The sequence below is a fragment of the Caulobacter sp. NIBR2454 genome, assembly GCF_027474405.1.
Lineage (GTDB): Bacteria > Pseudomonadota > Alphaproteobacteria > Caulobacterales > Caulobacteraceae > Caulobacter.
On the sequence record NZ_CP114871.1, the window covers coordinates 3,339,939 to 3,364,654 of the forward strand.

18 protein-coding genes are annotated in these 24,716 nt (G+C 66.7%); 4 read left to right on the forward strand and 14 right to left on the reverse strand.

Features of this window, described 5'->3' with window-relative positions:
- Nucleotide 1: 1 nt before the first annotated feature.
- From O5K31_RS16260 to O5K31_RS16275, 4 genes are read right to left on the reverse strand one after another with little or no spacing between them, the layout of a single operon-like run.
- Nucleotides 2-1,690, reverse strand: a complete 1,689-nt coding sequence (locus tag O5K31_RS16260; protein ID WP_269714794.1) for a M61 family metallopeptidase — start codon at nt 1,688-1,690, stop codon at nt 2-4.
- Nucleotides 1,690-3,195, reverse strand: coding sequence for a hypothetical protein (locus O5K31_RS16265; RefSeq protein ID WP_269714795.1), 1,506 nt, complete (start codon nt 3,193-3,195; stop codon nt 1,690-1,692). The genes O5K31_RS16260 and O5K31_RS16265 overlap by 1 nt, the downstream gene beginning before the upstream one ends.
- A complete protein-coding gene (locus O5K31_RS16270) occupies nt 3,192-5,222 on the reverse strand; it encodes an amidohydrolase family protein (protein ID WP_269714796.1) in 2,031 nt (676 codons plus the stop codon). The genes O5K31_RS16265 and O5K31_RS16270 overlap by 4 nt, the downstream gene beginning before the upstream one ends.
- Nucleotides 5,222-6,721, reverse strand: coding sequence for a S10 family serine carboxypeptidase-like protein (locus O5K31_RS16275; RefSeq protein ID WP_269714797.1), 1,500 nt, complete (start codon nt 6,719-6,721; stop codon nt 5,222-5,224). Before O5K31_RS16275 ends, O5K31_RS16270 begins: the two co-directional genes overlap by 1 nt.
- A 237-nt stretch (nt 6,722-6,958) precedes the next feature.
- Here O5K31_RS16275 and O5K31_RS16280 point away from each other — a divergent pair, with 237 nt between their 5' ends.
- A complete protein-coding gene (locus O5K31_RS16280; protein WP_269714798.1) occupies nt 6,959-8,437 on the forward strand; it encodes a S10 family peptidase in 1,479 nt (492 codons plus the stop codon).
- Between the two features lie 61 nt (nt 8,438-8,498).
- On the opposite strand, the gene O5K31_RS16285 is transcribed toward O5K31_RS16280, so the two are convergent.
- Nucleotides 8,499-9,362, reverse strand: a complete 864-nt coding sequence (locus O5K31_RS16285) for a LytTR family DNA-binding domain-containing protein (protein WP_269714799.1) — start codon at nt 9,360-9,362, stop codon at nt 8,499-8,501.
- A 13-nt stretch (nt 9,363-9,375) separates the two neighbouring features.
- Here O5K31_RS16285 and O5K31_RS16290 point away from each other — a divergent pair, with 13 nt between their 5' ends.
- Both O5K31_RS16290 and O5K31_RS16295 read left to right on the forward strand, forming a co-directional pair.
- On the forward strand, nt 9,376-9,846 hold the full coding sequence (locus O5K31_RS16290; RefSeq protein ID WP_269714800.1) for a (2Fe-2S)-binding protein: 471 nt from the start codon (nt 9,376-9,378) through the stop codon (nt 9,844-9,846).
- On the forward strand, nt 9,843-12,149 hold the full coding sequence (locus O5K31_RS16295; protein WP_269714801.1) for a xanthine dehydrogenase family protein molybdopterin-binding subunit: 2,307 nt from the start codon (nt 9,843-9,845) through the stop codon (nt 12,147-12,149). Before O5K31_RS16290 ends, O5K31_RS16295 begins: the two co-directional genes overlap by 4 nt.
- A gap of 72 nt (nt 12,150-12,221) precedes the next feature.
- On the opposite strand, the gene O5K31_RS16300 is transcribed toward O5K31_RS16295, so the two are convergent.
- Both O5K31_RS16300 and O5K31_RS16305 read right to left on the reverse strand, forming a co-directional pair.
- Nucleotides 12,222-13,115: a pirin family protein gene (locus O5K31_RS16300; protein WP_269714802.1), complete on the reverse strand. Its 894-nt coding sequence runs from the start codon at nt 13,113-13,115 to the stop codon at nt 12,222-12,224.
- Between the two features lie 117 nt (nt 13,116-13,232).
- Nucleotides 13,233-13,877, reverse strand: coding sequence for a hydrolase (locus O5K31_RS16305; protein WP_269714803.1), 645 nt, complete (start codon nt 13,875-13,877; stop codon nt 13,233-13,235).
- A 149-nt stretch (nt 13,878-14,026) separates the two neighbouring features.
- Here O5K31_RS16305 and O5K31_RS16310 point away from each other — a divergent pair, with 149 nt between their 5' ends.
- Complete coding sequence (locus tag O5K31_RS16310) at nt 14,027-14,890, forward strand: LysR family transcriptional regulator (RefSeq protein WP_269714804.1); 864 nt, start codon at nt 14,027-14,029, stop codon at nt 14,888-14,890.
- A gap of 39 nt (nt 14,891-14,929) precedes the next feature.
- Here O5K31_RS16310 and O5K31_RS16315 read toward each other — a convergent pair whose 3' ends face one another.
- From O5K31_RS16315 to O5K31_RS16345, 7 genes are all read right to left on the reverse strand, one after another.
- A complete protein-coding gene (locus tag O5K31_RS16315; protein WP_269714805.1) occupies nt 14,930-15,235 on the reverse strand; it encodes a GNAT family N-acetyltransferase in 306 nt (101 codons plus the stop codon).
- 200 nt (nt 15,236-15,435) lie between these two features.
- Nucleotides 15,436-16,920, reverse strand: a complete 1,485-nt coding sequence (locus O5K31_RS16320; protein WP_269714806.1) for a S10 family serine carboxypeptidase-like protein — start codon at nt 16,918-16,920, stop codon at nt 15,436-15,438.
- A gap of 23 nt (nt 16,921-16,943) precedes the next feature.
- A complete protein-coding gene (locus O5K31_RS16325; RefSeq protein ID WP_269714807.1) occupies nt 16,944-18,236 on the reverse strand; it encodes an amidohydrolase family protein in 1,293 nt (430 codons plus the stop codon).
- Nucleotides 18,233-19,645, reverse strand: coding sequence for an amidohydrolase family protein (locus tag O5K31_RS16330; protein ID WP_269714808.1), 1,413 nt, complete (start codon nt 19,643-19,645; stop codon nt 18,233-18,235). The genes O5K31_RS16325 and O5K31_RS16330 overlap by 4 nt, the downstream gene beginning before the upstream one ends.
- 1 nt (nt 19,646) lies before the next feature.
- Nucleotides 19,647-20,591, reverse strand: coding sequence for an ornithine cyclodeaminase family protein (locus tag O5K31_RS16335; RefSeq protein ID WP_269714809.1), 945 nt, complete (start codon nt 20,589-20,591; stop codon nt 19,647-19,649).
- Complete coding sequence (locus O5K31_RS16340; RefSeq protein ID WP_269714810.1) at nt 20,591-21,550, reverse strand: ornithine cyclodeaminase family protein; 960 nt, start codon at nt 21,548-21,550, stop codon at nt 20,591-20,593. The genes O5K31_RS16335 and O5K31_RS16340 overlap by 1 nt, the downstream gene beginning before the upstream one ends.
- A 95-nt stretch (nt 21,551-21,645) precedes the next feature.
- Nucleotides 21,646-24,621 (reverse strand): TonB-dependent receptor domain-containing protein, encoded by a 2,976-nt coding sequence (locus O5K31_RS16345; RefSeq protein ID WP_269714811.1) that lies wholly within the window; start codon nt 24,619-24,621, stop codon nt 21,646-21,648.
- Nucleotides 24,622-24,716: the final 95 nt, after the last annotated feature.

Sequence of the window (24,716 nt, forward strand, 5' to 3'; positions counted from 1 at the left end):
CCTAGAACTGGCATGCCGCCGCCGAAGCGGCGGGGTCGCGCACGAAAGCATAGCCCTCGCGCGGCGCGCCCCTGGGCAGATAGGTGATGGTCTTGAGCGCGTCGCCGCGTTTGACGACGAGCCGTAAGACGCGGGTCTGATCCTTGCGCACCTCGTCGATCGCATCGACCTCGACGATCACATCGCCGTTTTGAACGCCGGCCGCGGCCGCCGCCGATCCGGGGACCAGATCGCGGATCACGCGTGCGTCGTTGAGCGAAGCGCGCGCAAAGCCCAGCTCAAAGGCGCGGCTTTGCTTTTCGACGACCTTGAAGCAGGGCGCGAAGCGATCGGCGGGCTTTAGAAGTTGGCCGGCGACCATGTGGTCGTAGTCGGCGCGGGCGCGATCGGCGCCGATCTCAGCGCCCACCAGGTTCAGCCAATCGGAAACCCCAAACGAGCGCCCGGCCACTTCACGGCGGCGCATGGCCTTGACGATGTCATCGAGACTGCGGGCCCCGCCGCTGGCCTGCCGGATCGCCGCGTCGGTGTTGATCAGGTAGAAAAAGCCACGGCCGTAAGGGATCGTCTGGGCGATCGGATCGGTCCAGAACAGCTTGGCCCCTTCGCTGTTGCTCAAGGCCCGATATGGGTTGGAGTAGTAGGCGTCGGCCTTGTCATTGAGGGTCTCAAGCAAGCGCTCGGCCGGCAGCACGCCCGCGCGGTGCGAGAGCAGCACCGAATAGAACTCGGCCATGCCCTCGCTGTACCATGCGGTGTCGCCGTGCTCGCCCTGCATCCTTGGCCAATTATGGGCCATCTCGTGGGCGATCAGGCCCTGCAGGTCGTCGATCTTAGGGTTGGCGGGCGGGTGATAGCCGAACATGAAGGAGCGGCCGAGCGCGCTGCCGCCCATGCCCTTGTAGGGGTTCTGGCGCATGAAGACGCGATAGGCCCCGCCGGCGTCCTCGAAGAAGGCCGCCATGGGGTCAAACAGCGCCTCGATCCGTGAACCCAGGGCCTCGGCGTCAAAGGGCGGCTCGCCTAACCAATAGAGGTGGAAGCGACCTGGCTGCGCGGGGTGGCTCTTGAGCGGGCCGGCCGCGTAGTAGCTGAACGACAGGGCCTCGGAGGGCAGGACGATTTCGACGTCGCCGTCGCCATAGGTCCAGGCTCCGCGCGCGCCGGGGGGCGACGCCGACAGGTCCCAGCGAAGGTTCACCTTCCAGGGTCCAGGTTTGACTGGCGTGGCCAGGAAACCGACGCCAGCGCCGATGAAGCCGCCGGCCTCCTGGCGCAGATCAAACAACGGGCCGTTGTTGGTCGCGGCGGTCACCGCGCGCGGCGGCGCGGCGTAGCGGACGACGACATCGCCCTGGGTGGGGCGATCGACGCTCCAGCGGCGATAGACCCCCTGAGGGGTAGGCGGCTCTTGCGACTGGACCAGCGCCAGGGGGCCGGCCGCATCCCTGGCGGTCAGGGCGTCGCCGTCATAGCGGGCGCTGGGAATGCCCACGAGCATGAGGGGCAGGCGAACAAGGCCATCTCCCGCCTTCAGATCAGGGCGCGCCAGCGTCATGCTCACGCCAAGCTGGCTTTGCTCAGCGCGCGGCGTCAGCACGATGGCCAGGCTGGCTGGCTCGGCGGCCTTGGCCGGAGCCGCCAGCACCAGCGCGGCGAAGAGGGCGAGTAGCAGGCGGCGCATCATCATCACCAGGCCTTGCAGACGCTGTCGGGGACGCCGGCTTGGCGTGTGAAGCCATAGCCTTCCAGAGTCTGGCCGTCTTGGGTGTAGGTCTTGGGCGTAAGCGTGACGCACGGCCCAAAGACGCCCGTGACCGGCGTGAACAGCACGCCGTTGAGGATGCGGTCCTCGAACTCCTGGTCAGCCCCCTCCCCCAGCTCGCGCACGACGAACGCTCTCCAGGCGGCGTGATCGAAGCGCTGGCCCGCTTGGCGCGCCGCAAAAAGCGGCTGCAGCGCATCCTCGAGCCGGCGCTTGCCGCCGGACTTGGCGCGGATGCGCGCATCGAGATCGGCAAAGTAGAGGGCGCCACGATTGTAGGGCACGTGACGAATCTTCTCGTCGCCGAACCCAGCCTTGGCGATACGCTCGGCCGTCCAAGTGCGGGCGGCCACGCCGTAGTAGCCCTCGGCGATTTCGTTCACCTCCGCGGCGTAGTCGCCAAGGGAGGTGAACCCGCCGCGTTTTGGGACCACGGCGGTTAGGTAGGTGTTGAGGCCCTCGCTGAACCAGCTGGACACGCCTTGGGGCGCTTCGATGCCGCCTGTCCATTGGTGCATCATCTCATGGGCGAGCGTGCGGCGTGGACCGACGGCCCCAGGATCACGCGGCGCCGAAGCCTGGGACAGCATGAAGGAGTTGGGCAGGGCGGTGCCGCCGCCGACCGGCGGGGTGTCCAGGAAGCGCATGAACACCCGATAGGGCGGCGGCGGTTGCAGGTACCGCAGATCCTTGGCGATGAATGTGTAGAGCTGGGCCGACCAGGCCGCGTCCACCGCCGGATCGAAGGGCGAAGATCCAAGCCAGGCTGCGCTGAATCCATGGTCTTGGCCGTGCGCGGGATAGCGGCCCACGGGTCCGGCCATGTACCAGGACTGCATAAGCCGCGCTGGGGGGCCTTTGACCTGCGCGGTCCCCTCCCCGAACGATGCGATCCCGGTCGAGCCGGCGGGCATGTCCGTGAGGTCCCACTGCACGCGCGAAACCCCGCCCTTGACGTGCTCGGGGATCACCAGGAAACCCGAGCCCGCGCCGCTGACGCCGCCGCCCGAGGGGCGGATGCCGAATGGCGGCCCCTGGCGTGACCCCGCCGGCTGCACCAGCGAGCGGTAGCGGATGGTGACCGGATAGCTGACGGGCCGCTGCGCCTTCCAATGCCGAAAATAGGGAAAGCCGCCAGGCGCGGGCGGATCGTCCGTGGCGGTCAGGGCGACTTGGCCTTGAGGATCGGTGACCGTCAGATCCTGGACCCGGTCGGCGATGCCGGGCACACCCGCATAGACCACGGGCGCGGCGAGGCTGAAGGGGGCGTCGCCGCTGACACCGGAAAGCACCGAGCGCACTTCGATCGCGGTGACCTCGTCGCCTTGACGAAGGGGCTTGAAGCTCGCCTCGAAGATCTGCGCCCGGGCGGCGCCGGCTAGGGCGGCCGCGACGGCTCCCGCGCTCAGCAGCAGGACGGGACGTATCATTGCGGCGCCGCCTTGGCCGAGACTGACACCGATGGCGGGGGCGCGAACGGCTTGATGCTGAAGTGTTGGTAAATCTCGGCCGGGTAGTAGGCCACGCCCCCCACCATGGTCATGCGGACCTGGCGGATCGTGGAGATGTCCTTGGTGGGATCGCCCGCCACCAGCACGAAGTCGGCCAGCTTGCCGCGTTCGATCGAGCCAAGTTGCTGGTCGCGCCCAAAATAGGTCTCGCTATCGAGGGTGGCCAGACGCAGCGCCTTGGCCGCCGGGATGCCCGCCTTCACATAGAGCTCAAGTTCGCGGTGCAGGGTAAAGCCCGTGCCGTCATCGGTGCCCGGCAGCAACTGTACGCCGTTGTCGTCGAGCAGCTTGAGGGTCTCAAGCACGCGCTCGAACCCGCCCTGATAGCGCTCGTGGTCGTGGGGGTGTTCGAGGGTGACGAAGCCGCGCTTGCGGTAGCGCTGATAGCCGATCGGCACGTGGTCCAGATAGGGCGCGTCGCCGGGGTTCACCTGGCCGCCGCGGCTGAGCATCAACCGCTCCAAGATCACGGCGGTCGTGTCGAGCTTGACGCCCTTTTGCTTCATCAGGTCGATGGTCGCCCGCACCTTGGGCGAGGTCAGATCCAGATCGGTCCCCCGCGCCATGCCGGTCAGGCGCAATGGCGTGCGGGTGTCTTCCTCAGGCGACAAGATCCAGCCCAGCATCAGCTGATTGACGTGGGCGATGTCGTTGTAGCCATCCTTGATGACCCGGTCGGGCGAAGAGAACGCCGGCACATGCCCGCTGACGCCCAGGCCCAGGCGGTGGGCCTCGGCGGCCACGGGGGCGACCCAGTCGGGGTTGAAGCTGTTATAGATCTTGATCTGCCAGTAGCCGTGATCGGCGTACCAGCGCACGTCCTCCAGGGCTTCTTGAAGGCTATCGGCGATGAAGCCGTTGCGCGCCGAATATGGGCTGCGGCCTTCCAGAAAGCCATTGCGCACGATGCGGGGTCCGGCGATCTCGCCAGCCTCGAGCATCTTGATGCGGCTAAGCAACTCGTCGTTGTCATTGCCCTGGTCGCGGATCGAGGTGACGCCAGCGGCGAGGTTGAAGAGGTTCGACGACAGCGAAGCGTGATGGTGCATGTCGTGCAGACCCGGCACGAGCACGCCGCCTTCGGCGTCGATGACCGTCTCGCCCTTGATGGCCGGGCCCTGGCGCGCCGCTTCGATGCTGACGATCTTGTCGTCGAACACCACCACTTCGGACAGATCGCCCACCGTCATTGCGCGCGGGTCGAAGATGCGCGCGTTCTTGATGCGCACCGGCCCTTGGAAGGTGTGGGCCAGCTTGGCGCGGGCGGCCTTGGCGCTCTGCAGCGCCATCTCGCGGCTCATGGCCTGGAGTGTCTTGAACTCGGCCTCGTAGCCCTCGCGCACCAGACCGCCCAGCGCGAAGAGTTCGCCATCGTCGTCCAGCGTCACCATGCTTGGCTGCAGGTCCAGGCCGCTGAGTTCATAGACCGTCAGCGACACAGCCTTGGCGCCCTCGCCCAGGGTGAGCTTGCGCACCTCGTCCAGGCGCATCGAACCCGACGGCAGTACGGGCAAGGTGCGGTTTGGCGCCTTGAGCAGCGCGCGGGCGAACTGGCCGTCCATCCAAGGGCTCGCGTCTGCCGGCGCGTAGAAGATCGGCTGAGCGGCCTTGACCGTCCCCTGGTCGGGCGCGCTGACCCATTTGGCCGTTCCAGCGCTCCAGTCGAAGGTCTCGTTGACCGGATTGCCGAACAGCGAGGAGCCCTCGATGGTCCATTTGACCGGGCGGCCGTCGGGCGACAGGGTGATCTTCTCGCGCGCCTTGGGGCCGCGACCGTTGTTGCTGACCGCATAGTCGATGGCCACATTGGCCCCCTCGACCTCGGCGGTCAGATGGCCGACCTTCTCGCCATTGGCGATGACCACGTAGCGTTCGGTGGCGCCGAGAGCCGACCCGCAAAGCGCCAGGGCGGCGGCCCCAGCCAGAGCAACGAGGCGAAAGGTCATCAATGGTCCCCCTGGGGTCGAACGAACTTGCGCACGGCCTCGGCCAGGGCCGCGCGGTTGCCTTCCTCGGTGAACACCGAGTGTCCCCCGGGAAACCGCGCCGCCGTCAGACGGTCGGCGGGAACGCCGGCCTGATCGAGGGCGTAGCGCCCCCGATAGGCGGGCGTGGTGATGTCGTAGAGGCCGGAAGCCCAGAAGAGACGAAGCTTGGGGTCGGCCTTCATGGCCTGGCCAAGGAAGACGTTGGCGTCGCCCATGCCTTCATGGTCCCAGGCCGCGTTCACCTCAAGATTGAGGGAGGTGTAGGTCTCAGGGCTGTCGAACTTGAGGGTCTTGCGAAAATAGACCTCAACGGCGGTCGACTCTCCCTTGCCGACCGGTACGGCGATATCGGGCTTGGCGGCTTTGGGCGCGGCCGGGGCTTTTTCCAAGGAGAAGGACAGACCTGGGTCGTCGTATGGCGGGCGTTGGGCCGGCGCGTCGAGGGCCCGCGTGGCGCGCCCGTCAAGCTGACCTGTGCGCAGGCCGTGATCCTTGAGCAGTTCGAACATGAAGTCGCGATTGGTCAGCCGCAGGTCCTTGGACAGGATGAAGTCGACTGACAGCCCGGTCATGGCCGACATCGTCTGAGCGATCTTGCGCCTGTCGCCGGCAGGCAGGCTCGAGCCCTGGATGAGAGCGGTCACATAGTCGGTGCGGGCGAAGCGGACGGCGTCCTCATAGACCTGCTCGACCGACCGGCCCGCGTGGCCGCCCCGCTTGTGCCACCAGGCGACCGTGGCCAGGCTTGGCAGACTGGTCACAAAGGGCATCTCGCGCCCTTCGCTCGCCCCCACTAGAGCGAAAAGCAGCACGCCGTCGAGTTTGAGGGCGGCTGCGTCCTTGGCGATCAGGGCGGCGCGGGTCGTCCCGTAGCTCTGGCCCAGGATGTAACGGGGCGAGGACTGGCGACGGTTGGTCTTCAGCCATTGCTCGATCACGTATCGGACGGAGGCGGCGTCGCCTGTGCGGCTCCAAAACGCCTTGCCATCCTGCGGCGTGAACGGGCGGCTGTAGCCCGTACCAACCGGATCGATGAAGACCAGGTCGACGGTGTCCAGCGGGCTGACCGGATTGTCGATGAGCGTCTGCTCAGCGCCCTCGCCCACCCGGCGCATGGGGCCAAAGGCGCCAAAATGCAGGGGCGTGGTCGAGGCGCCCGGCCCGCCGTTGAAGATGAACATCACCGGCCGCGCGGCCAAGTCCTTCACGTCTGTGCGGACATAGGCCGTGGTGACGATCGCGGCTCTTGGGATTCCCGAGGCGTCGGGAACGAGGGTCTGGGCGACGATCGCCTGGTAGGCGACCTTCTGATCATTGAACCGGCCAAGATGGCGCGTTTGGGCCGTCATCGCGCGAGGCTGGTTCGCCACGGCGGGCGCGCCGCTTGCCTGAGCGTGGGCGGCTGGAGCCGCGCTTAGGAGCAAGAGCGCGGCCACGGCGGCGGGTCGTATCGGCATCTGAAGATCCCCGGCTTCGCGCTGAACACGAAGGCCGCATCATCCTACCCGCAAGCCTCGGCATTTCTATTCGAAGTGCGGGCGCCGCGGGATGGATGTGACAAGTTCAATGCAGATTTGGGGCAGATGGGCGCATAGCCTATGCGGGTGCGGCCTGGCCTGAACGGTCATTCGAAAGGAAAAACCGGCGCGCCTTGGCTAGGCTCTGGGCCAGGGCGACGAGACGGGGACGCGACGATGTCGATCACAAAACGCCAATGGCTGGCCGGGGCGGCTTCTGCGGCGGGACTGGCGGGGTTGGGCGGCGCCTGGGCGCAGGAACCTGCGGCCGCTGGCCCTTTCGTCACCCGGCACGCGGGCGTCTTCAATGGTCGAAAACTGAACTATACCGCCACCGTGGGCGAGACGATCCTTCGCGACAGCGCGGGGGTGGCGACGGCGCGGTTTGTGAGCACATCCTATGTGCGCGACAAGGCCGACCAGAGCCGGCCGGTGATCTTCGCCTTCAATGGCGGGCCGAGCAGTTCGTCTCAAACCCTGCACATGATGGCTCTGGGACCAAAGCGTCCGCCGGTCGCGCAAGATCCCCGGTCGCCTGAACCGGCGCCCAGCCTGATCGACAACAGCTTCAGCGTCCTGGATGCGGCTGACATCGTCATGGTCGATCCGGCGGAGACGGGGTTCAGCCGCATCCTGCCGGGCGGCAAGCGCGAGTACTTCTATTCGGTGGAGGGCGACGCCCAGTCAGTTTCCGATTTCGTCGTCGCCTGGTGCCAGGCCAATGGCCGCCAAGCCTCACCCAAATACGTCTTGGGCGAAAGCTACGGCACCTTGCGCGCCGCCTTCATGGCTGGGCAGCTGGCCAAGACCCTGCCGCTGGATGGCGTGTTCATCTTCGGCCAGGCGGTGAACATGATCGAGACGAGCCAGCGGGCCAAGAACGCTGTCTCCTACGCCACCAACATCACCGCCCTGGCGGCCATCGCCGCCTATCACGGCAAGGCCGAACGCAGCGACCGGCCGATGAACCTGATCATCGACGAGGCCTACGCCTTTGGCATGGGCGAGTATTTGCAGGCTCTCGTGCGTGGAAGCGATCTGCCGGCCTCCGAGCGCCAGGCCCTGGCCGGCAAGCTTCAGGCCATGACGGGGATCAGCGCCGACTACTATCTGGCCAATGGCCTGACCATCACCAAGATGGCCTTCCAGCGTGAGCTTCTGAAGGACGAGGGACTGATGGTAGGCATGTACGACGCCCGCTATGTGGGCCCGATCCCTAAGCCGGGCGAACGCCTGCCCGACCCTTCCTTCAAGCCGATGCAGGCCATCGGGCCGATGATGCTGGAGCACTACGCCAAGAACCTTGGGGTGACCTGGCCGGCCTCGGACTATCGCTCCTCGGCGCCGCAGACCAGCGGCTGGAGCTGGGCGCCGACCCTGGGCCCCGGCGGGCCGTTCTATGATTTCGACTACCAGTCCCAGCTATCGAAGGCCTTCGCAGCCAATCCGAAGTTTCGCCTGATGGTCGGCACGGGGATTTTCGACCTGACAACCACGGTGGGCCCAGCGCGCTACCTGGTCTCGCAAAGCGACTACCCGCGCGACCGTGTGATCCAGCGTCAGTATGTGGGCGGCCACATGGCCTACACCAACGAGCCGACCCTGAAGGCCTTCAATGACGATGTGCGCGCCTTTGTGACGGGAGGGCGGTTGTAGCCCCGTACGCCCTGCCGATCGGTGCTTGCGGCCATTCTCACTTCCACCGCCGCGAGCGCCCTCAGGCAGTACGCGCTTCAAGGCCTGAGCGGACCGCCGCGAGATAGGTTCTGCCGACCGGTACGGTCAAACCGCCGGTCAGCTCTATGAGCGTTTGATGCCCATCGCGGCGCATCCGCGCGACTTCCTTGCGCGCGACCCACCAACGCCTGTGCGCTTGAAAGCCAAGCTGCCCCGGCAGGAGTTTGACGGCTTCGCTCAGGCGCATGTGGATGAGCGCCGAACCGCGACGTGTATGGACCATTAGATAGTGGTCCTGCGCCTCAAGGGCCAACAACTCACGCCCCAGCCGATCAGGAACGCGCTGGAAGAACGGATCGGCGCTCAAGTCCTCCACAGAGCGCGCTGGCCCGCGGTGGGAGAGAAACGGCCAGATCGCGATGCCGGCGATGACCAGCTGGACCGCCGCCACCGAAACATAAAGCGACGCCAAATGCCCGGGCGGCGTCGACTGTGCGGGGTTCACCACGCCGAGCGCCCAGGCCACGACGAACATCATCGGCAGGGTCGAGATCAAAGCCACGATCACGATCGCGGCGAGCTTCGGCAAACGCGCGAACGCCGCCGCGGGACGAAGGATTTGCAAGGTGGCGATCGCCAGTGCGTGGCCCGTCGCCACACAGCCGAACCAGAAGGCGTAGCGTTGGGGGTAGGCCAGAGATTGGTAGGAGCCAAACGGCCCCGCGAACCCAAGCAAGACCCCCAGCGCGATCGCCCCGTAAAAGCTGGTGAAGAGCGGGGAGGTCCAGGTGCGGGGGGCGATCAAGGGATTCTTGCGGCGTTGGCGAAAAGCGAACGCTATTCGCGCAAACCGGCGTTGTCGAGCCGACTGGATGTGAGCTTCACGGACGTATTCCGTCGCCAACTTCCGGACTCCGATGACATTCGACCTTCTCATAAACGGCCAGAAACGGCGCGTCGACGTACCTGCTGATCAACCGCTTCTGTGGGTATTGCGAGAGCAGCTTGGCCTCAAGGGCCCGAAGTTTGGCTGTGGCGTCGGCGCCTGCGGAGCCTGCACGGTTCATATGGATGGCCAGGCCGTTCGTTCCTGCGTCACCCCGGTCGAAGCCGTCGGCCAGGCCTCGGTCATTACGATCGAGGGCCTTGCAGCGAACGGCGGCCTGCATCCTGTTCAGCAGGCCTGGATCGAAGAGGACGTCGCTCAATGCGGGTACTGTCAGGCTGGCCAGATCATGGCCGTCGTCAGCCTGCTGGCTGAAACGCCGAGCCCGTCTGACGAAGAGATCGACGCCAGCCTCACGAACCTGTGCCGGTGCGGCACATACACGCGCATCCGCACCGCGATCCGCCGCGCCGCCGAGCTCATGAAGCAGCGCGTCGCATGAGCGCGGCGACGTTGACGACTTCCCGGCGCGACCTGCTGAAGGCGGCGGCCGGGGCCGGCGCGCTTTTGGTGTTCGCCCGACCGCAGGCCGGCCGCGCGGCCACACGCTTCATGGGCGAGATCGGTCCGTTTGTTCGCATCGAGACGAACGGCGCGGTGACGATCGGCTTCCACGTCGGAGAAATGGGCCAGGGCGTGTCGACCTCCCTGCCGATGCTCATCGCCGAAGAGCTGGACGTGCCGTTCGAGCGGGTATCGATCCAAGCGATGCCGCTGCGTCTGGCGCGAAACGCCCGAGGGCAAGTACGCTCGTATCTGGGCGCCGGCCAAAGCACCGCCGGCGGCTCCAACAGCGTGAGGGTCGGCTTCATGCCCCTGCGGCAGGCCGGCGCCCGCGCGCGGCGGATGATCCTCGAGGCGGCCGCCGAACGCTGGGGCGTTCCGGTGGACGAACTCACAACTCAAGGCGGCGTCGTGCGGCATGCTGCTTCCAGCCGTACCCTCAGCTACGGCCAACTCGCCGGGGAGGCCGCCAAGCGCCCCGAGCCGGTCGGCGAAATGGTCCTCAAAGCCCCGGAACAGTTCTCCATCATCGGCAAACCTCAGCGTCATCTGGACGCGGATCGTATCGTCCGCGGCGAGCCGCTGTTTGGGATCGATGCGGAAATGCCCGGCATGCTCCACGCCGTCATCGCCCGCTGTCCCTACCTCGGCGGCAAGGTCGACACCTTGGATGAGGCCCACGGCCTTGGACTTCCCGGCGTCGTCGCGCTCGTCCCCATCCACGCCGCCAATGCGCCGGCGGCGCCTTTGAACCCCAAAAGCACGCCGCTGGCGGAGGGCGTGGCCGTCGTGGCCAGATCCTTCTGGGAGGCGTTGCAGGCCCGCGAGGCGCTCAAGATCACCTGGAGCCGAGGGCAAGGAGCCGCCGCCGACGAAAGCTCCGAGCGCGCCTACGCCGACACCTGGGCGAAGATGGAGACGACCCCCGGCGACCTCGTCCGCAAGGACGGGGATTTTGCGGGTCTGCAAACGCCCAGTGCGGGAAGGATCAGCGCCAAGTATGAGGCGGCGATGGTCGCCCACGTCTGCATGGAGCCGCCCAACGCCATCGTTTCGGTCGATCCCGACGGCAAGCGCGCTACGGCGATTCTGGCCACCCAGGCGCCTGACGCCGGCGTGACCGTCATATCATCAGTGACGGGGATCGATCCGCTGCAGATCGACGTCACGCTCGTGCGCATGGGCGGGGGTTTTGGCCGAAAATTCGACCAGGACATGGTCGCCGAAGCGGCGATCATCGCCAACGCGGTGAGGCGCCCGATCAAGCTCGTCTGGACCCGCGAGGACGACATCCAGCACGATCTCTACCGACCCGGCGCGTGCCACATCCTGGACGCTGCAGTGACCCCTCAAGGCCGCCTCGTGGGTTGGCGACACAGACTGGCGACGCATTCACGTCTGGCGGGCGCAGCCGGCGATCTGGCGCCCAAACTGATCGAATACTATCCCGACGACTTCCCGGCCGGTCACGTGCCGAACATGCAGGTCGAGTATCACCTTTTGCCATCGGCGGCTCCGCGCGGGGCCTGGCGCGCGCCAGGCCACGTCGTCAACGCGTTCGCGATCGAGTGCTTCCTTGATGAGATCGCAGTCGCCACAAACCAAGACCCGGTGGAGCTGCGCCTTGAAATGATCGGAGCCGGCGGCGCCCTTAGCTACATGTACCTGCCTCAGATGCCGCGCCGCACGTTCGACACCCGGCGCTACGCGGCGGTCATCCGGCGGGCGGCCGAGACCGCCGGGTGGGGCAAGCCGCTGCCCAAGGGCTCGGGGCGCGGATTTGCGGCGCACTACACCTTCGAAAGCTATGTCGCCCAGGTCGTTGAGGTGACGGTCGCCGACGGCCGCTTGCGCATTGATCGGGTCACCGCGGCGGTGGACGCGGGCATGATCATCAATCCCAATGGAGCGCGCGCCCAGATCGAGGGCAGCATCAACGATGGCTTGTCGGCGGCGCTGGGCCAGGCGATCACCATAAGCGACGGCCAGGTCCAGCAGCGCAACTTCAATGACTACGAGATGCTGCGCATGGATGGCGCGGCCCGGCGCATCGACGTGAGCTTCATCGAGTCGCTTGAACCTCCCCACGGTCTCGGGGAGCCGGGCGTGCCGCCGCTTGCGCCGGCCCTGGCCAACGCGATCTTCGCCGCGACAGGCGTGAGGTTGCGCAAGACGCCGATGTGGCCGGACCTTCGTCGCGCGCTCGAAGCTAAGACGAGCAAAGCCCCGAGGCGCTCGTAGAGGGAAATACGGCCTGGCCTGCTGGATAGACCTCTTGGGTGGACCACCCCGGGACGGGTCAGCCCCCAATGCTCACGAGGTCGCCGATGGCGTGATCCGCGCATCATCGGGCAACGGCGTGAACTCCAGGGCGTCACCATCGGGAAGTTTCATTCGGCCAGCCTTCCAGTCCTCGGCCGCCTGGCGCAGCCGATCACGCGAGGAGGACACGAAGTTCCAATAGAGGAACCGCTCGCCCACCGGCTCTCCGCCCAGCACCATGACGTTCGACGGAGAGGTCGCATGCACCGATGAGGCCTGGTGGCTCAAGACCGCCATCTGCCCAGCCACGAGACGCTGGCCGCCAAGCTCGACTTGGCCGCTCGCCACATAGACGGCCCGCTCGCTGTGTCCGCTGGGGATTTCCGCGCTCGCGCCCGGCTCCAAATCCAGATGGACATAGAAAAGCGGCGAATGGGTCCGGGCCGTCGCGGTCAGGCCATAGGCGTCGCCGGCGATCAGATGACCGCGCACGCCCTGGTCGCGCCAGGCCGGCAGATCGCCGCCTTCGTAGTGGGCGAAGGCGGGCGCGGTCTCCTCGTCTTGCGTCGGCAGCGCGACCCACGCCTGGATTCCGTGCAGATGGTCGCCCACCGCCCTGGCCTTCTCGAGGCGCTCGCTATGGGTGATGCCGCTGCCTGCGGTCATCCAGTTGACCTCCTGCGGGCGGACGACCTGCTCGTAGCCCAGGCTGTCGCGATGCATCATCTCGCCAGAGTAGAGATAGGTGACGGTCGAAAGGCCGATGTGGGGATGGGGCCGAACATCGACCTCGCGGCCGACCCCGGGACCGATATCGATGGGCCCGATGTGGTCGAAGAAGATGAAGGGCCCCACCATCCGCCGCTTGGCGAACGGCAGCACGCGGCCGACGTCCAGCCCGCCTCCAAGACTGCGACGTCGCTGTTCAATCACCATTTCAATCATGTCGTCGCTCGTCACCAGCTCTAGAACAGGAAGCGCCCGACGGGCGCGAGATGTGGACGACGAGGCGCAAGGCGCGGCTCAAATGACCGCTATATCTCGCCTCGTCGTCCCGCCTCATCAGGCCCCGACGGGCGTATTGAGCAGTTGCTGCTCCCACAGGTAGGCGACGCCGCTGCCGCCGGCATGCTGGATGAGAATCTCGGTGAGGTCGGCGACATGTTCGGTGCGCGCCCAGTCGCGTTGCCATTCGGCGGCCACGGCCATCCAGGTCATCATATTTGCGCCGGCGCCGATCATGCGCTGGATGGCGACCTGGTGGGATTCCACAGAGGTGCCGCCGGAAGCGTCGGTGACGACGGTCACATCCCAGCCCTCGCCGAGCGCTTGGATCACCGGCATGGCGACGCAGACCTCGGTCCAAAGTCCGGCGATGATCAGTTGCTTGCGGCCGGTCGCCTTGACCGCGTCGACCACCTTCTTGTCCTCCCACGTGTTGATGAAGGTGCGGTCGATCACCTCCTGGCCGGGGAAGACGTCGGTGATATGCCGAAAGAGCAGCCCGCCACGCGCGGCGATCACGCTGGTCAGGATCGTGGGCACGCCAAAGGCCTTGGCGGCCTTGGCCAGGGCCGTGGTGTTGTTCACCACGGCTTGGGGATCGTGGCTGTTGAGATTGGCCAGCTGATAGGGCTGATGGTCGATCAGCACGAGGACGCTGTCCTCCGGACGAAGGAGTGAATCGAGGCCGTTGCGCAGGGTCATGATCATTCTCTCAGCTGCAGGGGCAAAACAGGGTTCGGGGGAGGACAGACGCCGCCTTCAACGCCCCCTTTTTGGACATTGGCATTTGCAATCGCGGCACGGTATGCCCCCTTCAGGCTACGCCGCGTCGCCATTTGAGGAACGCCAGTATGGACACCGAAGATCTGCGCACCTTCGTGGAGGTGGCCGACGCAGGGGGCGTTTCGCAGGCGGCGCGCCGGCTTGGCCTGGCCAAATCCATCGTCAGCCGACGGCTGTTTCGGCTGGAGGCGGAACTTGGGACGCAGTTGCTGGCGCGGACCACACGGGGCACCGTTCTCACCGAAGCGGGCGCGACCTTTCGCGACTACGCCGCCAAGATCAGCGCCGAGATCGACGTGGCCAAGGAAACGATCCTTCCCGAAGGCGAGCTGCGCGGGCGCCTGCGGATCTCAGCGCCGCTGACCTTCGGGCCGACGCACTTTGCGCCCGTGCTAGCTGAGATGGCGCGACGCCACCCCAAGCTGAGCATCCACACCTGCTATACCGATCAGTTCGTGGACCTGGTGGCGGAGGGTTATGATTGCGCGATCAGGGTCGGATATCTGCAGGACTCCAACCTCGTCGCGCGACGGGTGGGGCCGGTGTTTGGCAAGCTGGTGGCCAGTCCTCGATACATCGAGCGCCATGGGGCGCCGCAAAGACCCGAGGAAATCCTCGACCATGAAGCCTTGATGCAAGGCACCGAGGCGTGGCGGTTCATGGATGGCGACAAGACGGTCAGCGTGCGTCCCCAGGGCCGCTTCAAGGCCGACAACGCGGCCGCGCTCGTCGCCGCCGCGCTCGCCGGACTTGGGCTTGCCTACGTCCCGAACGACTTCACCGATGAACACATCGCCTCTTGCGCGCTGCTTGAGGTCATGACGGATTATCCGCCGCCGCCGGCCGCGGCCTATATCCTGCGCGCGCCAGGTCAGCATCCTGCGCGTAAAATCCGCGTGCTGACCGAGCTTTTGATCGAACACTGCAACTAGGCCCGCCTGTCGACCGGCCCAGGCGCGATCCGCGGTCGGCTAGATGCCGAGGATTTGCCGATAGGTGGGATGCACCACGTCCGCATGCTCGGGGTGCTTTTGAAAATAGCCGGCGAAGAACGGGCAGACAGGCAAGATCACAATGCCCCTTTGCTTGGCGTCGGCGATGACATGCTTGGCGAGCCGACTGGCCAGCCCCCGGCCTTCCAGGGCTTCTGGGACCAGGGTCTCGGTGACCATTAGGCCGGAGGCTCCCAGATTGTAGGTCACGACAGCGACGTCGCCGTCGATCGCCAACTCATAGCGCTTGAGCTCGGAATGATCGCGGATTTCAGGATCAAGCATCGGGGTTCCTTCGCGGCGTTCGTGCAGATTTAGCCCGGCCGCACGCCCATGTCGCCGACTATGCCGTTCCGCCCTGAGGGACGCGGCGATGCGATATGCGGCACGATGCTCTCCACTCAAAATAGAGCGCCCAACGAGCTGTCCCACCGCCCGCCCGTAAGAAGACCTTTGACGGCCGCTTCGAGCGACTTGAGACATCGTCAGAGCGCCGATCGATAGAAGGCTCTGAGCGCGTCGGTCGCCTGGGCGCGGCTGGCGGCGTTGGAGAAGACGGCATGGCCTGCGGGGTAGACCTCGTGGGTGAACCGCCCCTGAGCCAGATCGGCGGCTAGATACTCCTCCATCGGTCCTGCATAGGGGATGGTCAGGTCGTAGTAGCCGAGCATCAAGATCACCCGCATCTTTGGGTCTTGAGCCATCAGGTCCTTGAACATCAGCGGCATGCTGACCGGACCGCGCGCGACCTTGTGGTTCCACTGCTCATTGGCGGGGTAGGACAGCCGGATGTAGTCCGAGGCGGGACGGTAGCCGAACTCTTCTCTGAACAAGCCCTCCACGGCCTTGGTCAGGTCGTAGGTCAGCGTGTAGGGCGAGGTGGACGGATCGTCGTACGGCGCCTTGCGGGTGTCGGTGAGACTGCGCGGCGCCTTGGCGCGGGCGTCCGATCCGCCGATGCGCTCGCCCGTCTCAGACAACAGTTCGCGCACGAACCTGTCGGTGGGGACCTTGAGCCCCGAGGCCTTGATGTCGGCTAGCGGGAAGCCGGTATAGCGCGACACCTGCTCCGCGATCTTGTCGGCCTCAGCCGGTGGGATGGCGTCGCCCTTCGCCAGCGCCTGGGCGTATGGACCGGAGCTGAACCGATGGGCGTCGGCTGCCACCGCCTCAACAGTGCGATCACCATAGGCGCCCTTCTTGTGGAACCAGGCCGCCGCAGCTTGGCTGGGCAGGGCCCGCACCGCCGGATCGGCGGGACCGGCCAGGGGGGCGCGGCCGCGGGTCGCCGTCGAGGGCGAGACCAGAACCACGCCGTTCATCCTTATCGGTTGGGCGTCGGCGGCGAGCGCCTCTGCCACGAAGCCGACGCGGACGCCCGCATAGCTTTCGCCCACCAGGAACTTTGGCGAGGCAAGCCGTCCGTTGTCGACTAGCCACTGGCGGATGAAGGCGGCCATGGCGGTCGCATCCTCCTCCACGCCCCAGAACTCGCGTTCGGCGCCGGGCGTCAAGAAGCGGCTGTAGCCCACGCCTGGCGGGTCGACGAACACCAGGTCCGAGACGTCCAGAAGGCTGTGGGGATTGTCGGCGAAGGCGAACCCGTCGGCGGTGTCGGCATTGACGGTCAGGCGCGGCGCCAGACCCTCGCGAAGAGCGATGGTGGCCCCGCCCGGACCGCCGTTGAAGAGGAAGGTCACCGGGCGTTTCGCTGGATCGGCGCCTTGGGCCAGATAGGCGGCCGAGAAAACGGTCGCGCCCGGCGCGCCAGCCTTGGTCGGCAGGATGATCTCGGAGGCGACGCCCCTATAGGCGATAGTCTTGCCGCCGATCGTCACCTTCGAGGACATTGTGGCGGGCGATGGAACCTGCGCCTCGGCAGACTTGGCGATAGCGGCTGAGCCGGCGCTGGCCGCAAGGACCGAGGCGATGGACCGGACGCCCAGCGCCCGGCGGGTAAGAAGCGACATGGCGGGTCCTTGCTGCGAGGGATCTAAGGCGCCGTCGCCGACGGCTTGACCGAGGGCAGATAGCGATCGCGAAGCTCGCGGTTGCGCGAGCTCATGGGCTGCTCGACGCCCTCGATGAACACATGCCGAGCGACCGTGGTGGTCTCCAGGGGATCGCCGCTCCATAGAACCAGATCGGCGACCTTGCCTGGCGCGATGCTCCCGCGCGTGGCCTCAAGACCGAAGATGCGCGCGGGATTGACGGTGATCGCCGCCAGGGCGCGATCCCAGGCCAGGCCATATGGGACTGTGCGCCCCGCCTGGAAACTCGGCGTGCGGATGAGAAAGACGATGCGCGCGATGCCGGGCTTAAAGGCGATGAGCACGCCTGCTTCATCGAGAAGGGCTGCGTTGCGATAGGTGGCGTTGAGGCTGTCGAAGGTGAAGGCCTGGTTGTCCTCGGCGTCGAGGATGACCGCGACCTTGGCCGCGGCGATCTCATTGGCGACCATCCAGGCCTCGGCCGCGCCCGACAGCACCACCTTGATGTTCTCCTCACGCGCCAGGGCGAGCACCAGCTGGATATCCGAAGCGCGGTTGACCTCGACCAGCAGCGGCGCCCGTCGCTCGACAATGGGGACCAGCGCCTCCAGATCGGGACGCGATAGCGAAAGAGCGTCCAGCCGCGCCTCGTCGATCCGCCCGGCGCGATAGTCACGGGCGAGCGCCAGGGACTGCTTGACCAGGACCCGCCAGGCTCCACGTCCGCCGCCGGCGGAGGAAGCTGCGCCTTCGCCTACGGCGGTGAGCACGGCGATGTGGGGCGCGACGAGATAGTCGCTGGTCGATACCAGGCGGATAAGCCCCGCCTGACCGCCGAACGCCTTGCGCGGCGCGCCGGCCGCCGCCGCCGAAGCGGGATTGGGCGCGACGACGGCCGAGGTCACGCCCTCGACTCGGGCCTCGCCGATCTGCGGCGAGTTGGGATTGACGTCATAGGCCACGTCAAAGCCGGCGCTGAGGCGAGGATCAGACGATCCGCGTCCGCCCCAGCCGCTGCCGATGGTGTCGTTCAATCCGATGGCCGAGACCGTCGCCACCAGGCCCGGGGTGAGGGTCATGCCCTTGGCGTCGATCACCCGCGCGCCCTGCGGCGTCCGCACGCTGGCCCCGACCTCGATGACCTTGCCGTCGCGAATGAGCACCGCGCCGCTGGCCAGATCGCCGGCCGGGCCCATGCTGACAACGCGGGCGTTGATGATGGCGAGCGTCTGCGCGGAGGCTGGAGCCCCCAGCGCGAAAGCCGCGGCGGCGGCCAGGGCGAGCTTTCGGATCATTGGACCACCCCCGCGGGACGCTTTTGAACGCCCAGTTCGAAGTCCGACCTTGGCTTGGCGGGCGGGTTTGCCCGGTCGTGCATGACCGCCCCGTCGATGAAGACCAGATCGGCCAGGCTGTAGACGCTGAAGGGATCGGCGCTCCAGATCACCACATCGGCATCCTTGCCCACTTCCAGGGAGCCGGTTTGCTTGTCGACGCCCAAGATCTTGGCGCCATTGAGGGTCAGCCAGCCGATGGCGTCCTCATAGGCCACCGCCAGGCCGGCCTCGCGGCCGGCGGTCATGGCGCGGGCCGCCTCGTGGTTGAGGTGCTGCATGATCATGACGTTGTCTGAATGCATGGCCGCCACGCCCCCCGCGGCCTGGACGAAGGCGGCGTTCTCCATGACGGAGTCGTAGGCTTCCATCTTGTAGCCGGACCAGTCCCCGGCCCAGGTGGCTACAGGGATGCCTTCGCGCGCCAGGACCGGCGCGATCTTGAAGGCTTCCAGGGCGTGGTGGAAGGCGGCGATCTTAAAGCCGAACTCGTGCGACAGATCGATCATCTGCAGCATCTCGTCGGCGCGATAGCAGTGGATGTGGACCTTGGCCTTGCCGTCGAGGGCCGCGGCCACCGTCTCGAGCGCCAGATCGCGGCGCGGCGGCTGCGCGGTCTGGCCGGCGGCCACCTTGCGGCGATACTCGCGCACCTGCTCGGCATAGGCGGCGGCGGCCAGGAAGGTGGTGCGATAGCCCAGCATGCCGCCCGCGCGGGTGCCGGGCTTGCCCGGACCGCCGCCGGTGGGGTTCTCGCCGCAGGCGATCTTCAGACCGTAGGGCGCCCCCGGAAACTTCATGGCCTGAGGCGACAGGGCGGGCGCCATCTTCAGCGTCACCGTGCGGCCGTTGAAGAGGTTGGCCGAGCCGGGGAGGATCATGGTGGTGGTGACGCCCGCGGCCAGGGCGCGCTCGAACATGGGGTCTTGCGGCCAGACCGCATGCTCGACCCAGATGCCGGCGGCGTTAGGCCCCGATTCATTGGAGCCGTCGCCATTGGCTTCGCCGGGGCTGGAGCCCACCCCGATGTGAGAGTGCGGATCGACGACGCCGGGCGTGACCCAACGCCCCTTGGCGTCGATGACGCGCACCCCGGCGGGGATGGCGATGTCGCGCCCGATGGCGGCGATCTTGCCGTCCCGGATCAAAAGCGCCCCCTGATCGATGCGCGGGCCCGCAGCGGTGAGCAAGGTGGCGTTGATGATGGCTGTCGGCTCGGAGGCGACCGGCTGGTAGGTCGAGGGGAAGGCGTCGCGCTCGAAGCTGGGATCAAGGCCAGGGACGGCCGGCTGAGCGGCGGCCCCCGCGCCCCAGGCTGCGAGCATCGCGCCCGCCAAGGCGGCGGCCTGCTTCCAATGGCGCGTCTTCATTTCAAGCCTTCCCCATGTAGAGCGCCTGGGCGGCGGCGAGGTCTTGGACGATGTGGCCCAGGGACTTGTAGACCGTGATCTGCTCGGCGCTTTGACGCCCGGCGATCACGCCAGCCAGAACCTGGCCGATCTCGCCGACCACATGGGCGTCGTCGACCAAGCCCGCGGCCTTGGCGCGCAGGAACTCGGCGCCTTGGGCGAGCACGCCCTGGCGGCTGTCGGCGATAAAGCGGGCGCGTCGCACCACCTCGTGGTCGGCCTCGCTGGGTCCTGCGTAGCTGGAGCCCACCAGATTGACGTGCGTCCCTGGCGCCAGCCACGCGCCCTCCAGGATGGGTTCTGAAGCGGCGCTGACCGTGCAGATGATGTCGGCGGCCTCCACGGCGGCCTTTGGCGTTGGGGCGGCGATGGTCGGAACTTCGAGCTCGTCGCTCAGCCGGCGAGCCAAGCTGGCCGCCCGCTCGCCTGAGCGCCCCCAGAGGGCGATCGACTGCAAAGAGCGCACATTGGCGATGGCGCGGGCGTGCGCGGCGGCCTGCTCGCCATAACCGAGAATGGCCAGGCGGCCAGCATCAGGTCGAGCCAGGGCGTCGGTGGCGACAGCGCTGGCAGCGGCAGTGCGAATGGCGGTGATCTCACCGGCATGGGCTACGCAGACCGGCGCGCCGCTTGTCCCGTCAAAGAGCACCACCACGCCCTGGTGCGACTGAAGACCTTTGGCGAAGTTTTCGGGAAAGACACTGACGAGTTTGGCGCCGAAGACGGCCTGCTCGCCCAGGGCGCCAGGCATGACGCCAAACATCCGGCCCTCGCCCAGCGGAATGATCGATCGCAGCAGTTGGCGCGTCTGGCCGGCCGACAGGGCGATCATGGCGTCCCTGACCAGCGGGATGCAGACCTCAAAGGTGAGCCGCCGCGAGACCTCGTCACGATCGATGACCCGCATCAGCCCGCCCTGCCCCAAAGCCAAGCCACGCACGCCAGGTCCTGAGCCGCGTGGCCCAGCGACTTATAGACGGTGATCTGGTCGTCCCCGGTGCGGCCAAGCGCAGGGTTGGCGAACACTTGGCCGATCTCGGCGGCGATGACGTCGTCATCGACGAGGCCCGCCGCCTTGGCGCGCAGGAACTCTCCGCCATGGGCCAGAACGTGCGGGCGGTGATCAACCACAAGCCGGCCCTTGGCCACCAGGACGGAGTCGGCTTCGGCTTGGCCCGGTCCGCTGGAGCCTACGAGGTTCACGTGGGCGCCGGGGGCCACCCAGTCGCCTTGCAAGATCGGATCGACCGCTGCGGTCGTGGTGCAGATGATGTCAGCCTCCTCGACCGCCCGGCGCGCATCGGCGCGCGCCACGCAAGCCACGCCAGTCTCCAAGGTCGTGGTCGCGGCCAGGGCGGCAGCCCGATCAAAGTTGCGGCCCCACAGGGTCACCGAACTTAGAGGGCGCACCCTGGCGATGGCGTCGATGTGGGCGCGCGCCTGGCGTCCGGCGCCCAGCACGCTTAGGCGCGTGGCCCCCGGCCGCGCCAGGGCGTCGGTGGCCGCGGCGCTGGCGGCGGCGGTGCGGATCGCGGTGACCTCGCCGGCGTCGGCCAGGCAGACCGGAGCGCCGTCGTCGCCATTGAACAGGACCACCAGGCCCTCGTGGGCCTTGCGGCCCTGGCCGTCGCCAAACACGCTGACGAGTTTGGCGCCGAAGACGGCCTGTTCGTCCAGGGCGGCGGGCATGATGGCGAAGGTGCGGCCAGGGCCAAGGCCGATGAAGGAGCGCAGCTCCTGGCGCACGCGACCATTTGAGAGGGCGATCATGGCCTGGCGCACCAGGGGGATGGCGGCCTCATAGGTCAGGGCCGCGCGCACGGCCGCCGCATCCAGAACCCTAAGGCCCGCGATGGTCGCGCCCATTCATCCAAGCCCTTCTTACAAGCGACTGGCGGCGTTCGTCTTGGAACGCCGCCAGCCTGAAACACGGCCCAAGCTCGCGCTTGGACGCTAACAGCCTAGAAGCGCGCCTTCAGCGCGACGAAGTAGCGCCGGCCAAGGATGTCGCCATAGGTGCGCGTGGGGAAGGACGGCTCCTCGTCGGTCAGGTTGGTGACGCCGGCTCCGACCGTGTACTCGCCGAAAGTATAGGCGGCGGCCACGTTGTGACGCAGGTTTTCCTTGATGTTGGGCGTGGGCACGTTCTCGATCGTCGAGGTGGCCGTGAACTTCACCGGCGACAGGTAGTTGGCCGTGTAGGTGAAGCGGAAGGGCCCCTTGCGATAGCGTGCGTCGAACTTGGCCGACAGATCTGGCGACGGACCAAAGTCCGGCGTGTTGGACGTATTGTCGATGCGCGTGCGATCCACCCCTGTCACCGAGATCTCGAATTTCTCGATGCGCGTGGCTTCAAGGTTCAGCTCAACTTCGCCCAGATCGCGATCGTCGAAGTAGCGGCCGATCGGGAAGCTATAGTTGATGTTGTAGACCTCGCCGCGGAACGTGATCTTGCCGGCGTTGAAGGTGGTCGACAGGGCGGTGACGACGTTGCCCTGCGCGTCGCGCGTGAACGTGCCGCAGATGTCTTCGGGCTGGTCGACGCTGTCATAGCAGGTGGCCAGGAAGCTCTGCGGCGTGAACGCCGACAGACCATCCTTCAGGTCCACTTCGATCCGATCGGCGACGATGCTCAGGCCCGGCACGAAGGTCGGCTGGAAGACGACGCCGAAGGTCCAGGTCTTGGAGATTTCGTTGCGCAGGTTCGGGTTGCCGCCGGTGGTGATGTTGGCGTTCGAGAAGTTCTCCGACGCGTCCTGAAAGGTGGCCAGGGGGCCGTATCCGGGATTGGCCGCAAACAGCGCTCGGCAGTTGGCCAGGCGGACCGCCGGAGCCGGACCGATGGCGATACGGTCGGCGTCGCAGGGGTCTTGGGCGATCGAGCCCAGGGCCGTGCGCTGCGGCGCGAACTGCTGATCCAGAGTCGGCGCGCGGAAGTTGCGGCTGCGCGATACGCGAGCGCTCAAGCCCTCGAAGATTTCCCAGCGGCCGCCCACGCCCCAGATGTTCTCCTTGCCGGCCAGCGAGTTGTCCACGTGTCGGAAGGCGCCGTTGAACTCGACAGCGCGGGCGAACGGCAAGGTGAAGTCGCCGCCCAGCACGGGAACCAACAGTTCGCCCGAAAGCTCATCGGTGTTGTACTTGCCGCTGGTGGCGGCGGTGCGCACCTGCGAGCCGATCAGGCCCTGCTGGTTGGCGATGAGCGGAACGAACTTTGCGTTCTCGGCCCGATGTTCGTAAGCGGCGCTGAACTTCACCGCGCCGGCCGGCAGGTTGAAGAGATCACCGCCCAGGGTCGCAAGGAAATCATCCTGGGTGTTCAGGTACTCCTCGCCGCTGCGGATGGTGGCATAGGCGCGCGCCTGCGGCGACACATTGCCCACCCCGAACGGATTGATTGGCGCGCAGTTGGCGTCGTCATTGGCGGTCGTGGCGTCGGCGTTGATCGCACAGACGATCTGGCCTTGGGTGTTGCGCACGGCGTTGACCGCGTTGTTGAAGCGCGAGGTGTAGACGCTGTAGCCGGTGCGCTCGCCCGATGTTTCGGCGTGGCTGAACGACAGGCTCCAGTAGAACTCGCGGCCGGCATAGTCGAAGTCGCCGTCGAGCGAGAGCGCGGCACGCACCGTATCGGTGCGCGTAACGACCTCGCGGGTGGGCAAAAGGTCGGTCCAGAACTTGGACAGGGTGAGCGGCGCGCCTGCCGGGCCAAGCACTGCGGTGACCGCCGGGGACAGGTAGGGGTTGGTCCGCGAGATGCTGATAGCCCCAGCGCCGCTGGCGGCGTTGTTGAGCACGGTGTTGCTGGCCTGGTTGCCGTAGGGGTCGGTCCCCTCGACCCGCGCGATCAGCAGTTCGCCCGAAAGCTTGATGCGGTCGGTCAGCTCGTAGCTGCCCACGCCCGTGGCGGTCCAACGCTCGACGCCGGCGTAAAGAGCCGCCAACTCCTGATAGGGATTGCCGTCGCCGCCGCTGGTGAAGGGCGGCACGGTCGGGTTCAGCAGGGCGCCGATATCATAGGCGATCAGACCCGTGCCGGCGGCGTTGAACTGTTGCGGCACGCCATTGACGCGATAGATGGAGCTGGCGAAGGGCGGTCCTGGATTGAACAGCACGCCGTTGGCGTTGAAGCTGACAAAGCGCGTGTTCAGGTTGCCCACGACCGCCGGGATGCCGTCGGCGTTCGACGTGTTGGCCGGGTTGGAGATCGTCACGCGGCCAAGGTTCGAGCGCGGCCGATCATAGTCAAACAGCGGATCGGTCTTGGACCATTCGAGGTTGAACGCGACATTGGCGCGGTCGTCGGCGAAGTTGCGCCCGCCCGTGACGCGCACGCTGGGCGTCTCGTAGTCGTTGCGCGAAGAGATGCCGTATTGGAGATCGACCTCCAGGCCGTCGAAATCGTCTCGCAGGACGTAGTTGACCACGCCCGAGATCGCATCCGAACCATAGACGGCCGCGCCGCCGGCTTGAGCCACTTCGACGCGCTCGATGAGGCCGGTCGGGATGATGTTGGTGTCGACCACTCGGTCGCCCAGACCCGAGGACGAGGTGACGAAGCGGCGACCATTGACCAGGGTCAAGGTGCGTCCGGCGCCAAGGCCAAAGAGGTTGGGAAACTGCTGACCCGTGCCCGCCGCCGAGCCGCTGCCCGCGGCCATGGCGAACTGGGGCATGTTGGAGGTCAGCTCGTTGAGCGCTTGGCCGATCTGGATGAAGCCGCGATCTTCGATCGACTGCTGGTCGATCACCGCGACCGGCGCTGCGGTCGTGGTCTCGGCGCGACGAATGCGCGAGCCGGTGACGATGATCTCTTCGACCGCGTTCTCGTCGGCCGCCTGAGCGTAGGCGGGCTGCACGGCGAACGCCGAGATCAAGCCTGCGCTGGCCATCATTGTCGAGGCGAACAGACGCCTGCGTGACGAAAGGAACTTCATGCTTTTATCCCCCAAAAGCTTCAGATCTCGCGACGTACCCCCGGCTTCCATGTCCCTGGATTGGCCTAGGGATTAGGTTAGTCGGGAGACCCCAG

Bases quoted from the DNA above. Each gene is read 5' to 3' on its own strand.
- O5K31_RS16290 (WP_269714800.1), top strand. From the start codon at position 9,376: ATGACATTCGACCTTCTCATAAACGGCCAGAAACGGCGCGTCGACGTA.
- O5K31_RS16310 (WP_269714804.1), top strand. From the start codon at position 14,027: ATGGACACCGAAGATCTGCGCACCTTCGTGGAGGTGGCCGACGCAGGG.
- O5K31_RS16280 (WP_269714798.1), top strand. From the start codon at position 6,959: ATGTCGATCACAAAACGCCAATGGCTGGCCGGGGCGGCTTCTGCGGCG.
- O5K31_RS16315 (WP_269714805.1), bottom strand. From the start codon at position 15,235: ATGCTTGATCCTGAAATCCGCGATCATTCCGAGCTCAAGCGCTATGAG.
- O5K31_RS16330 (WP_269714808.1), bottom strand. From the start codon at position 19,645: ATGAAGACGCGCCATTGGAAGCAGGCCGCCGCCTTGGCGGGCGCGATG.
- O5K31_RS16345 (WP_269714811.1), bottom strand. From the start codon at position 24,621: ATGAAGTTCCTTTCGTCACGCAGGCGTCTGTTCGCCTCGACAATGATG.
- O5K31_RS16305 (WP_269714803.1), bottom strand. From the start codon at position 13,877: ATGACCCTGCGCAACGGCCTCGATTCACTCCTTCGTCCGGAGGACAGC.
- O5K31_RS16275 (WP_269714797.1), bottom strand. From the start codon at position 6,721: ATGCCGATACGACCCGCCGCCGTGGCCGCGCTCTTGCTCCTAAGCGCG.
- O5K31_RS16325 (WP_269714807.1), bottom strand. From the start codon at position 18,236: ATGATCCGAAAGCTCGCCCTGGCCGCCGCCGCGGCTTTCGCGCTGGGG.
- O5K31_RS16270 (WP_269714796.1), bottom strand. From the start codon at position 5,222: ATGACCTTTCGCCTCGTTGCTCTGGCTGGGGCCGCCGCCCTGGCGCTT.
- O5K31_RS16320 (WP_269714806.1), bottom strand. From the start codon at position 16,920: ATGTCGCTTCTTACCCGCCGGGCGCTGGGCGTCCGGTCCATCGCCTCG.
- O5K31_RS16335 (WP_269714809.1), bottom strand. From the start codon at position 20,591: ATGCGGGTCATCGATCGTGACGAGGTCTCGCGGCGGCTCACCTTTGAG.
- O5K31_RS16340 (WP_269714810.1), bottom strand. From the start codon at position 21,550: ATGGGCGCGACCATCGCGGGCCTTAGGGTTCTGGATGCGGCGGCCGTG.
- O5K31_RS16260 (WP_269714794.1), bottom strand. From the start codon at position 1,690: ATGATGATGCGCCGCCTGCTACTCGCCCTCTTCGCCGCGCTGGTGCTG.
- O5K31_RS16295 (WP_269714801.1), top strand. From the start codon at position 9,843: ATGAGCGCGGCGACGTTGACGACTTCCCGGCGCGACCTGCTGAAGGCG.
- O5K31_RS16265 (WP_269714795.1), bottom strand. From the start codon at position 3,195: ATGATACGTCCCGTCCTGCTGCTGAGCGCGGGAGCCGTCGCGGCCGCC.
- O5K31_RS16300 (WP_269714802.1), bottom strand. From the start codon at position 13,115: ATGATTGAAATGGTGATTGAACAGCGACGTCGCAGTCTTGGAGGCGGG.